This window comes from Nitrosomonas communis, assembly GCF_001007935.1.
GTDB lineage: Bacteria > Pseudomonadota > Gammaproteobacteria > Burkholderiales > Nitrosomonadaceae > Nitrosomonas > Nitrosomonas communis.
The window spans coordinates 3,527,497-3,540,645 of the sequence record NZ_CP011451.1 but is presented as its reverse complement, the minus strand read 5'-3'; the positions used below and the strand labels follow the sequence as shown (position 1 = coordinate 3,540,645).

17 protein-coding genes are annotated in these 13,149 nt (G+C 41.8%); 13 read left to right on the top strand and 4 right to left on the bottom strand.

The annotated features are described in order from the left end of the window. Positions 1–8: 8 nt before the first annotated feature. From AAW31_RS15890 to AAW31_RS15865, 6 genes are all read left to right on the top strand, one after another. Complete coding sequence (locus AAW31_RS15890) at positions 9–1,277, top strand: hypothetical protein (RefSeq protein ID WP_046850981.1); 1,269 nt, start codon at positions 9–11, stop codon at positions 1,275–1,277. A gap of 357 nt (positions 1,278–1,634) precedes the next feature. Then, positions 1,635–2,669 (top strand): O-antigen ligase family protein, encoded by a 1,035-nt coding sequence (locus AAW31_RS15885; RefSeq protein WP_235264400.1) that lies wholly within the window; start codon positions 1,635–1,637, stop codon positions 2,667–2,669. A gap of 61 nt (positions 2,670–2,730) precedes the next feature. After that, positions 2,731–3,420, top strand: coding sequence for an O-methyltransferase (locus AAW31_RS15880; RefSeq protein WP_046851879.1), 690 nt, complete (start codon positions 2,731–2,733; stop codon positions 3,418–3,420). A gap of 106 nt (positions 3,421–3,526) precedes the next feature. Next, complete coding sequence (locus AAW31_RS15875) at positions 3,527–3,784, top strand: DUF2024 family protein (RefSeq protein WP_046850979.1); 258 nt, start codon at positions 3,527–3,529, stop codon at positions 3,782–3,784. A 52-nt stretch (positions 3,785–3,836) separates the two neighbouring features. Further along, positions 3,837–4,352, top strand: a complete 516-nt coding sequence (locus tag AAW31_RS15870) for an invasion associated locus B family protein (protein ID WP_046850978.1) — start codon at positions 3,837–3,839, stop codon at positions 4,350–4,352. Positions 4,353–4,431: 79 nt separating this feature from the next. After that, a complete protein-coding gene (locus AAW31_RS15865; protein ID WP_046850977.1) occupies positions 4,432–4,776 on the top strand; it encodes an arsenate reductase family protein in 345 nt (114 codons plus the stop codon). Positions 4,777–4,871: 95 nt separating this feature from the next. On the opposite strand, the gene rplS is transcribed toward AAW31_RS15865, so the two are convergent. The 4 genes from rplS to rpsP are packed head-to-tail and all read right to left on the bottom strand — an operon-like array spanning position 4,872 to position 6,879. After that, positions 4,872–5,258: a 50S ribosomal protein L19 gene (gene rplS / locus AAW31_RS15860; protein ID WP_046850976.1), complete on the bottom strand. Its 387-nt coding sequence runs from the start codon at positions 5,256–5,258 to the stop codon at positions 4,872–4,874. 25 nt (positions 5,259–5,283) lie between these two features. Beyond that, positions 5,284–6,060: a tRNA (guanosine(37)-N1)-methyltransferase TrmD gene (gene trmD / locus AAW31_RS15855; protein WP_046851878.1), complete on the bottom strand. Its 777-nt coding sequence runs from the start codon at positions 6,058–6,060 to the stop codon at positions 5,284–5,286. 14 nt (positions 6,061–6,074) lie between these two features. Continuing rightward, on the bottom strand, positions 6,075–6,578 hold the full coding sequence (gene rimM / locus AAW31_RS15850) for a ribosome maturation factor RimM (protein ID WP_309567364.1): 504 nt from the start codon (positions 6,576–6,578) through the stop codon (positions 6,075–6,077). Positions 6,579–6,609: 31 nt separating this feature from the next. After that, complete coding sequence (rpsP, locus tag AAW31_RS15845; protein WP_046850974.1) at positions 6,610–6,879, bottom strand: 30S ribosomal protein S16; 270 nt, start codon at positions 6,877–6,879, stop codon at positions 6,610–6,612. Between the two features lie 196 nt (positions 6,880–7,075). Here rpsP and AAW31_RS15840 point away from each other — a divergent pair, with 196 nt between their 5' ends. The 7 genes from AAW31_RS15840 (at position 7,076) to AAW31_RS15810 (ending at position 12,993) form a co-directional block, all read left to right on the top strand. Continuing rightward, the gene (locus tag AAW31_RS15840) at positions 7,076–8,368 is read left to right on the top strand and encodes a (Fe-S)-binding protein (RefSeq protein ID WP_046850973.1); all 1,293 of its coding nucleotides are present in this window, start codon (positions 7,076–7,078) and stop codon (positions 8,366–8,368) included. Between the two features lie 47 nt (positions 8,369–8,415). After that, positions 8,416–9,042, top strand: a complete 627-nt coding sequence (gene coq7 / locus AAW31_RS15835) for a 2-polyprenyl-3-methyl-6-methoxy-1,4-benzoquinone monooxygenase (protein ID WP_046850972.1) — start codon at positions 8,416–8,418, stop codon at positions 9,040–9,042. 104 nt (positions 9,043–9,146) lie between these two features. Next, positions 9,147–9,707 carry a YqgE/AlgH family protein gene (locus AAW31_RS15830; protein WP_046851877.1) on the top strand — a complete coding sequence of 187 codons (561 nt, stop codon included), beginning with the start codon at positions 9,147–9,149 and terminating at the stop codon, positions 9,705–9,707. Between the two features lie 70 nt (positions 9,708–9,777). After that, positions 9,778–10,215 (top strand): Holliday junction resolvase RuvX, encoded by a 438-nt coding sequence (gene ruvX, locus AAW31_RS15825; protein WP_046851876.1) that lies wholly within the window; start codon positions 9,778–9,780, stop codon positions 10,213–10,215. Beyond that, a complete protein-coding gene (gene pyrR / locus AAW31_RS15820; protein ID WP_046850971.1) occupies positions 10,202–10,711 on the top strand; it encodes a bifunctional pyr operon transcriptional regulator/uracil phosphoribosyltransferase PyrR in 510 nt (169 codons plus the stop codon). Before ruvX ends, pyrR begins: the two co-directional genes overlap by 14 nt. After that, positions 10,708–11,658, top strand: coding sequence for an aspartate carbamoyltransferase catalytic subunit (locus tag AAW31_RS15815; protein WP_046850970.1), 951 nt, complete (start codon positions 10,708–10,710; stop codon positions 11,656–11,658). The genes pyrR and AAW31_RS15815 overlap by 4 nt, the downstream gene beginning before the upstream one ends. 60 nt (positions 11,659–11,718) lie before the next feature. Then, a complete protein-coding gene (locus tag AAW31_RS15810) occupies positions 11,719–12,993 on the top strand; it encodes a dihydroorotase (protein WP_046850969.1) in 1,275 nt (424 codons plus the stop codon). Positions 12,994–13,149 lie beyond the last annotated feature (156 nt).

Sequence of the window (13,149 nt, the reverse complement as noted above, 5' to 3'; positions counted from 1 at the left end):
TTTCGTGCATGAAAGCTCTTTTTTTCCTTCGTCATTATAACGATATCGATCACATTACGCCGGTTATTGTGAAATGGGTGGAACGAGGTCATGCCTGCGACATTGTGATGATTGGTAAGAAACGATTTGATGGAGATTATCGTATCGAATTTCTAAAAAAATTAGAGGGGGTACGAATTGCTCATCTGCGTGATTTATTGTCATTCGTAGAATTTACGAAATGGCGTCTGCAAACATTATTACTCGTTAGAAGTTCATATCGATCTTTTTTTGGCCCACTGGTTAAGGGATTGGCCAGGCTTTATCATGCTAAGCGGCGCAAGGCGACCTGGTTGCATACGACCCGGTATTTACTGGAAAGAAGCTTTCCCGGTGGTAGAAAAGGGGTGGTGGTATTTGACTGGATCGAGAGAAATTCAGAAATTTGTGTCGAATGGGTAGAGACTCTGGTGGGTATCGCTCGTAACCAAGGGCTTGGAACGGTTTCGCTCCCGCATGGCGATAGTCCTCATGCAAGTCAATTGATACGACATGGCGAATGGCAACTCAAGCCAGATACGTCATTTTCAGCAGCAGCCATGTTTGATAAAGTCGTGGTGCCGAATGAGTTATGTGCCAAGCGTTTTCGTCCTTTCCTTGATAATCAGAAGCTCATTGTGTTAGGTTCACCGCGCTACTGTGAAGAGTGGTTAACCAAGCTGGCCACGCTTATGCCTTCATCCCCGTTAAAGTGCTCTGATAACCGACTCAAAGTTGTCATTTTTCTTAGAAAAGCCAATTTCACAACTTTCTGGGAAGAAGTGGGTGAGGTCGTGCAATTGATCGCAGCATTTCCTGATGTGGAATTGGCGATTAAGCCTCATACGCGCGGTGGCTGGAAACAATCTTTGACTAAGGATGTTGTACTGCGGCGTCTGACAAATGTAACCATGATAGGAGATGACATTCATTCCGTCCATTTGTTGCAATGGGCTGATGTCATCATCGATCTGGCAACTTCAGTTGCCTATGAAGCAATTAGAACAGGTAAGCCTGTCTTGGCTGCTGATTATTTACATGCAGGGCGTTCTGCTGCAGCAGTCTATATGCCGGAGACTGAATTGCGTTGCCGTGATGATGTGTATAAAAAAATCGATGAATTTCTTACAAATGGCTATCAGTCTCATTATATTGAATCGCATCGGCAACAATTCATAAAAGAGATGCTAGATGTGCCAGGTACTGATGTTTTGCCTCACTATGTGACATTGCTGGAATCACAGGCTGAAGGAAAATAGCTCATTCAGGTGGTATTGGTCAAACTCAATCTCGATTCGAGCCTTGAATTTTTATAAGAAAACAGATTTTCAAAGTATGAGAGCTTCAAAGTATGAGAGCATTTCCTCTTTAATAAAGTTATTTATTAACAACTGACATTTCAAATGCGTGAACATCTCATCAGTTCATTTTGCCCGGGAGAGAACATACATGCAAGCAATTGGCGTGACATTTTTGCAAGATGCGCGCTAGCTTTCTTTTGTATTGCTTTATGGCAGAAATGGTCACTTTTTTATGCTTTTTTCCTTCTCACATCTGCATGGATTATTGATGGCGGGCTCCAGAAATTCGGCAGGCTGATTGAGGAACCTTTAGTCTTGGGTATTCTGGTATTTTGTGGTGTATTAGTCTTGGGATTGCTTTGGAGTGATTATTCAGATGTGGGTCAGAATAAGTGGAAGAAATATTTCATTCTTTTGACATTTATTCCTTTTCTTTCTTTGTTGAATAAAGAGCGATTACCCTGGGTGATGGCTGCTTTTTTAATCGGCTATTTAGGTGTGTTATTGACGGGCTGCTATCAGTGGATCGTTTCAGGAGAAAAAGGGGCGCCTTTTTTCGAGATCTCATACCTTGCTTTTTCAGCCATGTTAGGAATTGGAATTATTTTGATGGCATTCTTAGGGAGTATCTGCCAGGCAAGGAAAATAACCTTCTTATGTTGGGCTATTGCAATTTTTCTGCTTTTTTTACAATTTCACCAGAGCGCAAGAGGATTATTGTTAGCTACAATATTGACGCTATTACTTTTGATTTTTTTACGTTATAGATCTCAAGGCAAAAAGTTTCTCGGTATTTTAGCTTTGTTTATGACTGTGATTCTCTTATTTGCGCTGAGCAGTAATGACTTCCAGGAAAGATTAGAACTTGTAAAAAATGATCTTAACTTAGTTTTGCAAGGCGACTATACGACTAGCTTAGGTTATCGTCTCGCAATATGGGATGTCGGAGTGCATGGCATTGCGAAGCGGCCTTTGTTGGGGTATGGGACGGGTATGCCGGAAATATATTTTGAAGAGACCATACATACCTACAAAAATGGGATATATAAAGATTTACCTGAATTCCAGAAAACTTCACATTACCATAATGACTGGATAGAGATTGGTATGCATTTGGGAGGGCTTGGTATTTTTGCGCTTGTTTTTCTCCTCTGGAGCTGGTTTCAGACATTGAAGAATCACCAATTGAGTTTGCTTGGGATGGTATTGATTTGTTATGTATTCCTGGCAGGATTGACAGATACATTTTTACTTTACAACAGGATACCGATCATCTTGCTAGTCATCACGGCAATAATAGTTTGCTGGCAGAGACCAATCATCGGAACACACAATCTGCTAAAAATATAAAAATTTATAGCGATCTAATTTTAGTTTGGATTTAAATGCTTATGCTTAGGAAGGATAGATGATGGCAAAAATACAGTCTCCAACAATAGAAAACCCGGATATTTTGCTCCCAGTAAATCCTGCGATCGAGCAATATATGCGTAGCCTGGTAAAAAAAACGGATCATCCGGTATTGATTGAAATGGAAGCCTTGGCTAAGCAGAAAAATTTTCCGATTGTTGATCGATTAGTAGGCACTTCCTTGGAAGTGCTGGCAAAAATGATTAATGCTAAGCGTGTGTTTGAGTTTGGCAGTGGTTATGGTTATTCTGCTTATTGGTTTGCAAGAGCAGTCGGTGCTGAAGGAAGGGTAGTATGTACTGATGGGAATGCTGCTAATAAGGTAAAAGCTGAGCAATATTTATCCTCAGCCGGTTTATGGGATAGGATAGATTTCCATGTTGGCTATGCTCAGGAAATATTCTTGCAAACAGAAGGTGTGTTCGATATCTGCTACAACGATGTGGATAAAGGTGAGTATCCTAACGTGTGGCAAATGGCAAAAAACCGAATTCGCCCAGGTGGCTTATACATTGCCGATAATGTACTTTGGCATGGACGTGTTGCAATAGAAAACTTTACTGACATTGTTTCCGGGTGGACAGAAGCCATTCTCACGCATAATGAGCTGATTTTTAATGATCCAGAGTTTGATGCTTTTATCAATCCAACGCGTGATGGTGTTATTGTGGCACGCAGAAAGGTGGCATAATAAAAAATGTGCATAAAAGATCAAAGTGAAGAAATTTGAGTACTTTTTATGTTAATTAATTTTAATCAATTTACAATTTATTTAAGTTATTCAGAAAGGAGTAGTTATGGAAATTCATGTTTACGATACTTATGTCAGAGCTAAAGATGGGCATATCATGCATTTTGATGTATTTACCTCTGTCAAGGATGAGAAAAAGGCGGTTGAATATGCTAAACAATGGTTAGCTTCGATCGGAGAAGAAGATGCAGTGGTGACTAACAAGGAATGCAGATTTTGTCATAGTCAGAGCGCACCTGACGATGTGGTTGAAGCCATCAATAAAGACGGTTATTTCATATATAAAATGGAAGGCTGTAAATAGCACAATGGCTGGACGAAAGGCCGCAGCTGATAACTTTTAGGATTTTTATATAATGAGACTGACTTTTATAAAACAATTTACCTTGCTGGCTACTCTCATGATGATCGGATTGGTCTATGCAGCTGATCCCAAACTAATTGATGAATTCAATGATTGGACGGCTTATGTTTATCTGGAAGGTAATAACAAGGTTTGTTATATGGTGAGCAAACCTAAAAAACAAGAAGGAAATTATAATAAACGAGGTGATGTTTTTGCGCTTATTACACACCGACCTGCAGAAAAAAGTAAAAATGTCTTCAGTTTTGTTGCCGGCTATCCATTCAAAAAGGATAGCGAAGTAACGGTGAGCGTGGGTAACCAGAATATTAAGCTATTTACCCAAAATGAAACAGCCTGGGCGCCTGATGAGGAAACGGATAATAGGCTAACCAATGCAATTCGTAGTGGTAACTCATTAGTTATTAAAGGCATGTCTGCACGCGATAAAACTACCACGGATACATTTGGATTAAAAGGTTCATCTGCTGCTTATAGTGCTATTTCCAAAGAATGTGGTGTTAAATAGCTAGTTCTGTGGCTAATAAATCTAATCTAGCATCATCATATTGCATTAGTAGCCTACAACTTATAAAGATAAAGGTAATATGACTGACAAAATAACTATTTATCAGAAGCCTACTTGTAGTAAGTGCAGGGCTACTTTGACATTACTGAAAGAGAATGGTGAAGAATTTGATAATATCAATTATTACGAAAAGCCTATGACAATAGAATTATTGCGCGAGCTTCTGCATAAGCTGGACATGTCAGCACGTGATATTCTGCGTACAGACGAACCTATGGCTCGTGGTACGGAATCTGCAACTGATGAGGAATTGTTGCAGCTGATGGTGAAAAATCCGGATCTGATCCAACGCCCTATTGTAGTGCGAGGTGATAGGGCAATATTAGGCAGACCACCAGAAAATGTGAAGAAATTACTAGAGTAATAAAGAAAAATTTTATTTTCTGCTAAAGAGAAAAGGAAGGCGGTCAAAGCTTTGCCTTACCGCCTTATTAATAACCAATCATTTTGAAGTAGAATTTATTCTTCTGTCACGTTGTTGGCTGTAATACGAGTAGGAAGTTTTTCGCGAATTCTCGCGGATTTGCCAGAACGGCTTCTTAAATAATAAAGCTTTGCCCGACGCACATCCCCACGACGTTTAACTTCAATATTGGAAATAATAGGAGAATAGGTCTGAAAAGTGCGCTCGACACCTTCACCACTGGAGATTTTACGTACAATGAAAGATGAATTAAGACCACGATTACGTTTGGCGATGACCACGCCCTCATATGCCTGAACACGTTTGCGGTCACCTTCCACCACATTGACATTGACTATAACTGTATCACCAGGAGAAAAATCCGGGATAATCTTGCCAAGACGTGCTATTTCTTCTCGCTCTAATTGTTCAATCAAATTCATTGTTATCTCCTAGTATTTTTTGGGATTAGTTTATTCTAAAATTTTTAGTTTGTTTAAATTCTTCCAATAATTTTTCTTCTTCCTTGGAAATGCCCTGCTTGTATTTGAGATCCAATAAATCGGGTCGCTTTAACCATGTTTTACCAAGGGACTGCTGCAATCGCCAGCGATTTATTTTGGCATGATCTCCTGAAAGCAAAATAGGAGGTACAGCATCTCCTCGATATATTTCCGGTCGTGTATATTGCGGATATTCCAATAAATTGTTGGCAAAAGAGTCTTCGCTGGCTGAATCAGCGCTACCCAATGCTCCAGGGAGTTGTCGCACTATGCTATCAATCAAAACCATTGCCGCCAGTTCACCCCCTGAAATAACGTAGTTTCCAATTGAAATTTCTTCGTCTACCTGGCGCATGATTATTCGCTCATCAATCCCTTCATAACGGCCACAAAGTAATATCATTCCCCGTAATTTAGATAATTGTAAAATTTTCTCATGATTAAGAAGTTCACCTTGTGGAGAAAGATAAATGACTTTTGTTTCGTTTATTCCTTCTGCTAGCTGCCTTGTTCTGGCATGAGTTATAGCCTCATCCAGAGGTTGTGCCAGCATTACCATGCCTGGCCCTCCACCGTACGGGCTATCATCTACTGTGCGATAATTATCTTTTGCAAAGTGACGTGGATTCCAGGTATGCAATCGAAAAATTTCATTCTTGCTTGCTCTACTTGTGATGCCATATTTTGTAATAGCATCCAGCATGTCAGGAAATAGCGTAATGACGTCAATTTCAAATGACAAGATTTTGCCCTCTGTCAGTAATCCAATCCCCAATCAATGGTTATTCTGCGATCTTTTAAATTTACATCGACAATAACCTGATCAATGAAAGGGATCAATCTTTCTTTTTGATCTCCGCTCGCAGATTGAACCTGTAATACATCGTTGGCTCCCGTTCTTAATAAGCCAATTACGCTCCCAAATGCTTCATCCTGTAAATTAAACACACGTGTTCCAACCAGATCTGACCAGTAGTAACCTTCTTTGCCATCTTCAGCGAGATGGGGTAATTGGTCACGAGGTACTGCTATCTGCATGCCTTTTAATTGTGCTGCTTGTGTTCGATCAAGGCATCCTTCAAATGCAACGATCAATTTGTCATCATGGATATTGTATGATGCTACATTCATGGCTGACCAAGTATCGCCACCTTTGCTTAACCACCATACCGGATAGGCAAGCAAATTCTCGATATTTTCAGTATAGTGAACGATCTTAACCCAGCCTAGAATACCAAAAGGGCCTGTGATATGGCCCATGGTTACCATGGATTCAGTTGAACAATGGAGATTAGCTTTCTTGTGTGACTTCTTTTTGTTGGGCGCCAAATTGTTTTACCAGTCTTGTAACTGTGCTGGATAATTGAGCTCCTTGAGATTGCCAATGCGTGAGTCGATCCATTTGGATCCGTAACATTTCCTCGCTCCCGGTTGCTCGGGGATTATAAAAACCAACACGTTCAATGAATCTGCCATCGCGTCTGCAACGAGAATCTGTAACTACCATATTGAAAAAAGGCCTTTTTTTAGCGCCGCCGCGCGCCAGTCGAATAATAACCATATATTGATTGTATATTAACAAATCGAACTTAAAAACAAGCAATTTTATGGTAATTTTCTGTAACTTAGCAAGCTATAAAAATAAAAAATAAAGAACTTATTGGATTAACATGATTTTTTAATAGATGTATTGTTATTTATTTTCCTTTTTTCTTTTCAGGAAAAAGTCATAACACAATTATTTAGAGGAATTAAGCGTGCATACTAAGAATGATTCTCTAATTAAATCTTCTCGCTCCAGCTTACTGGCGGAAGCAAATCGGTGTGTTTCTTGTGGACTTTGTTTGCCACATTGCCCAACCTACCGCTTAACGTTGTCGGAAGCGGATTCTCCGCGAGGACGTATTGCGATGATAAGTGGGGTGGCGAGTCAGCGTATCCCGATGAATGCGCGTTTTGCTGAGCACATAGACCGATGTTTGACTTGTCGTGCTTGTGAGGCTGCTTGTCCCAGTCAGGTCGCTTATGGACAGTTGATTGATGAGGCGCGCGACATGCTGACAGCTTCCCTATCGGATTTGCCAGAAGAAAGGGTAATAAGAAAAAAGAACGGGTTCAAAAGCTGGTTAGAAAAAATATTTATTGATAAGACAAAGCGTTTTGATCTATTACGTCCACTCATCCATCTTTTTCAGGCAGTGGGCTTGCAGGAAAAATTGCAGCAATCAAGCAAGGTAAAAGGGACTAAACTCGGCCTGCTATTATCAAAATTGTCCTTGATTCGCTTTCCGTTCCATAGGTGGCAGGAAGTTTATCCGGCAATGGGAAGGAAGCGTGGTGAGGTGGCTTTGTTTTTAGGTTGTGTAGCACGATTAGTTGATGCCGAAACGAGTATTTCAGCAATTTTTGTGCTTAACCACCTAGGCTACACAGTATATGTTCCGCGTGCGCAAACTTGCTGTGGAGCGTTGTACCAGCACAGCGGTCGCCTCACCAAGGCAGCGTATTTAATTGAGCGGAACAGAAAAGTATTTGCTGGGCTAAACATACACGCAATCATCAGTACAGCATCTGGGTGTGGTTCGCATCTGGTAGAATCATGCTCACAGCATCAGGGGAAAAATTTTTCAGCTCCGATAATGGATATCAATCAATTTCTAGCTGAGCAGGATTGGAGCGAAGTGAAACTCAGAGCTTTGCCAAAAAAAGTCGTAGTGCATGATCCATGCAGTATGCGAAATGGGTTACGTGCCTCTATTTATCCTTATCAGCTGCTAGCGCGTATTCCTGATATTGAAATCCTGGAGCTTGATGGCAATAACTTCTGTTGTGGCGCTGCGGGTACCTATTTTCTTGATCAGCCAGAAATCGCAGAAGTATTATTGAACGATAAAATGAGGGCATTAGCTCAATCAGTAGAAACCAGCTATCTGGTGACCTCAAATATCGGTTGTTTGTTACATCTTGCGAGTGGATTAAGCAATCAAGAGGAAAAAGTGGAAGTATTGCACCCGGTTACGTTGCTAGCCCGGCAAATAGGTATACAATAATAAAATAAATCATTTGATCTGCTTATAAGATAATTGGAGTTGATGCCATGCTGAATATAGACAAATTCATTATTGGTTTTGATAATGCATTGCGTACACTCACAGTGCCAGCTCAAACATTACGTACTGTGCCGGGAAAAAATCTGTCAGAAAACGATTTAACTGACGACGAGAAAAATGAATCATGTGCCTTGATGCGCGTTAACCATGTAGGGGAAATATGTGCTCAGGCCCTTTACCAAGGGCAAGCGCTGACTGCAAGAAATCAAAAAGTACAAAACGCATTGACGCAGGCTGCACGCGAGGAAACTGAACATTTGGCATGGACAGAACGTCGTATTGCTGAATTAGGCGGTCGTAAAAGTTTACTCAATCCAATATGGTATGGCGGCTCTTTTACTATTGGTTTAGCTGCGGGACTGCTTGGTGATAAATGGAATCTCGGTTTTCTAGCTGAAACAGAGCATCAGGTTGAAACCCATCTTGCAGAGCATTTGCAGCGATTACCTCGACAGGATTTGAAAAGTCGCGCTATTGTTGAACAAATGAAAATTGATGAAGCCAACCATGCAACGATGGCATTATCTCATGGTGGCAAGGAATTACCATTGCCAGTAAAACTACTCATGAAAATGAGCTCGAAAGTGATGACACAAACAGCATACTGGGTTTGAAGAGCAGAATTGGGAAGGAGCAGGAATTAACAGCCATTTTATGTTTCAGATTGATCATCTCGTGTGAATTGCGAATTTGCATAGGTAGTAAAGAGGTCTTTATTATGAAGAATATCAACCTGACAGATCATTTTCTGATTGCTATGCCTAATTTGAACGATCCATTTTTTGCAAAAACCCTTACTTATATTTGTGAACACAATGAAAACGGCGCACTTGGGCTCGTAATTAATCGTCCGACAGAGCTTACTGTGGAGAAATTATTTGAGCAACTTGGCATTCCTTTTACAGACTCGTTCCCAACAGAGCGATTTGTATTGTTTGGTGGGCCCGTCCAGATCGACAGCGGATTTGTGTTACACCAGCCTATAGGAAAGTGGAAATCTACGTTAGCTGTCAACCAAACAGTTGGATTGACCTCTTCTGTTGATATTTTAGAAGCGATAGCAAATTGCGAAGGTCCTGAACAAATGCTGGTTTCGCTAGGTTATTCTGGATGGGCGCCTGGGCAGATTGAACAAGAGTTGGCGCAAAATGCCTGGCTGACTGTTCCCGCTTCTTCTAATATCATTTTTGAGATGTCTTTTGAAGAAAGATTGCCGGCAGCAGCGCAGTCACTGGGGATTAATTTTTCTAATTTATCAAATGAAGTAGGGCATGCCTAACTCGGATAACTGCATTCAAGCGACTTTAACGATTAATAGCTCAGTACATGGGGTTGAAAATGTATCAGAGATGGGAAGGTTACCAAAGGGTACCGTACTGGCTTTTGATTTTGGAAAGAAACGTATTGGAGTCGCTGTCGGAGAAAAGGAGATGCGGTTAGCACATCCACTTATGACCATTCATGGGGAAATGACCAGGCAACGTTTTGAGGCTATTGCCAAGTTGATTGAAACATGGCAGCCCGTGTTACTGGTAGTTGGATTGCCAGTACATGCTGATGGAACAGAGCATGAACTTACTCAACTAAGTCGACGGTTTGCACGTCGTTTGGAAGGACGTTACAGAATTAAATCGGTCTTGGTCGATGAGCGCTATACGACGATTACTGCCAAATCTGCATTAGGTGAGTTGGGTATTAAAGGAAAAAAACAAAAACCCATGCTGGATCAGATTGCAGCGCAGCATATTCTACAATCATTTTTTGATGGTAACTATGCAACTACCTGATGCAGAGCAATTACTGGCTGATTTGACGGAGCAGCTACGTCCTGTTGTCGATGAGCGTATTGCCATGATCGGTATTCATACAGGGGGAGCATGGGTAGCAAAACGGTTGCATCAGGCATTAGGGTTCAGTCTACCACTCGGTGTTCTCGACATATCTTTCTATCGTGATGATTACAGCAAGATCGGCTTGCATCCCCAAGTTAAACCATCGGATTTACCTTTTGAAGTTGAAGGCAGTCACATTATTTTGGTCGATGATGTGCTTTATACGGGAAGGACAATCCGAGCTGCTGTGAATGAAATTTTTGATTATGGGCGACCCGCAAGCATACACTTGGCGACACTTATTGACCGAGGAGGCAGAGAGCTTCCTATTGTCGCTCAATATGCTGGAGCGGTATTATCCTTGCCAGCAGACAAAATGCTTGAATTGAAGCAGGATGCTGATGGGAAACTGAGCCTCAGCTTACGCAATATCCGTTTCTCAGAGAAATGAACAGAAATCCTCAGTTAAACAAGCACGGTGAATTACAGCATCTGCTTACTACCGAAGGATTGCCTGTGTCCATTTTGCTGCATATTTTGGACACAGCAGAATCTTTTGCGGGTGTCACTGAGCGGGAAGTCAAGAAAATTCCCCTGCTGCGTGGGAAATCCGTATTCAATCTTTTTTTTGAATCCAGTACGCGTACTCGGACTACTTTTGAGATTGCTGCCAAACGACTGTCAGCAGATGTAATCAATCTTAATATCGCGGTTTCTGCGCAATCTAAAGGGGAGACGTTACTGGATACCGTTAATAATCTTTCTGCCATGCATGCCGATATGTTTGTCGTGCGCCATTCACAAAGTGGTGCGGCGCATATGATAGCAGGTCATGTCCAATCGGAGATACATGTCATCAATGCCGGTGACGGGCGTCATGCCCATCCTACGCAAGCATTGCTGGATATGTTTACTATTCGCCGTTACAAAAAAAATTTTCATAACCTTCGGGTAGCGATTGTTGGAGATATCTTGCACTCGAGGGTGGCACGCTCACAAATTCATGCGCTAACTACATTAGGTGTCCCTGAGGTGCGCGTCATTGCACCCAAGACTTTGTTACCTAGCAAGGTGGAGCGCCTGGGTGTGCATATTTACCATGATATAACTCAGGGCTTGAAAGATATCGATGTAATCATTATGTTACGCCTGCAAAACGAGCGCATGTTAGGAGCAAGCTTGCCCAGCACTGAAGAATATTTTAAATATTATGGGCTTACTCAGGAGAAATTATCACTGGCTAAACAGGATGCAATAGTCATGCACCCTGGACCAATGAATCGTGGAGTCGAGATTGATTCGGCAGTAGCTGATGGGAAACAGTCGGTGATTCTGCCTCAAGTGACATTCGGCATTGCGGTACGAATGGCAGTGATGTCGATTCTCGCTGGAAATTGATGAGTTCTTCGGATTGAATCTCAAATTTGGATCGTTTGCGCATAACAATTTGTTATTACTATGAAAATCCATATCAAGAATGGACGCTTGGTTGATCCGAAGAATGGTGTCGATACGATCGGCGATCTTTGCATTGCTGCAGGTAAAATTGCTTCAATAAACAGTATTCCTGCAGGTTTTCAAGCTTGTCGAGTAATTGATGCTACTGGATTGATTGTGTGTCCGGGTTTAGTCGACTTATCGGCGCGTTTACGTGAGCCTGGGCTTGAGTACAAAGCCACTTTGGAATCAGAATTGGAAGCGGCTGCAGCCGGAGGCGTTACCAGCCTGGCATGTCCACCCGATACTGATCCACCACTAGATGAACCCGGGCTGGTTGAAATGCTGAAACATCGAACTAAAAATCTGGATCAGGTTCATGTTTATCCAGTGGGAGCGCTTACTCAAAAACTTAAAGGTGAGCTTTTAACGGAGATGGCTGAATTGCGAGATGCAGGTTGTGTTGCCTTCAGTCATGCCGATGCTCCTCTGGTCAATCTGCGTGTGTTGATGCAGGCTATGCAATATGCATCGACTTTCGGTTTTAGTGTCTGGTTGCGTCCGCAGGAAGCCAGTCTAGCAAACAATGGTGTAGCACATGATGGTGAAATAGCAACACGCCTCGGTTTGCCTCCCATTCCGGTTTGTGCTGAAACGATTGCTTTATCGAATATCATTTATCTGGCACGTGAAGCTGCTGTAAAAGTCCATCTCTGCCGAATTTCCAGCGCAGAAGGGGTGTCCCTGGTGCGGGCTGCCAAGCAGCAAGGATTGCCTGTTACTTGTGATGTCTCAATCAATCATGTTCATCTTTCGGAGATGGATATTGATTTCTTTAACACTAATTGCCATCTTGTTCCCCCCTTGCGAAGCTTACATGATCGAGACGCGCTCTCTAGAGGGTTAATTGATGGTACTATTGATGCTATTTGCTCGGATCATGCACCGGTGGATGAAGACGCCAAGTTATTACCATTTGGGCAAGCTGAAGTTGGCGCAATGGGTCTGGAATTGTTACTGTCGCTGACATTTAAGTGGGCAGCAAGTATGAATATCCCGCTGATTGAAGCATTAAATACGGTTACATTGGCACCTGCCAGAATATTGGGTATTGATGCGGGACATTTAACGCTTGATGCACCAGCAGATATATGTATTTTCGATCCGGAAGAATATTGGCATGTATCAGCTGCCACGATTAAAAGTCAGGGTAAGAACACTCCATTCTTGGGTAGAGAATTGCCTGGACGGGTAAAGTTTACGCTAACCGATGGTAATATTGTGTATGAAAGTTAATTTTCAGAGAATAGGGTGAAAATCAGCAAATGAAATACCAAGTGCAGCATCGGGCAGTCTTTTATGGAAAGCCTGAATAGGTGAATATTGTGGCACATGCTTCGTTGCACAGTCCCCGCTTTTTTTGCCTATTTATTTAAAATGGGGTTGTGCCGA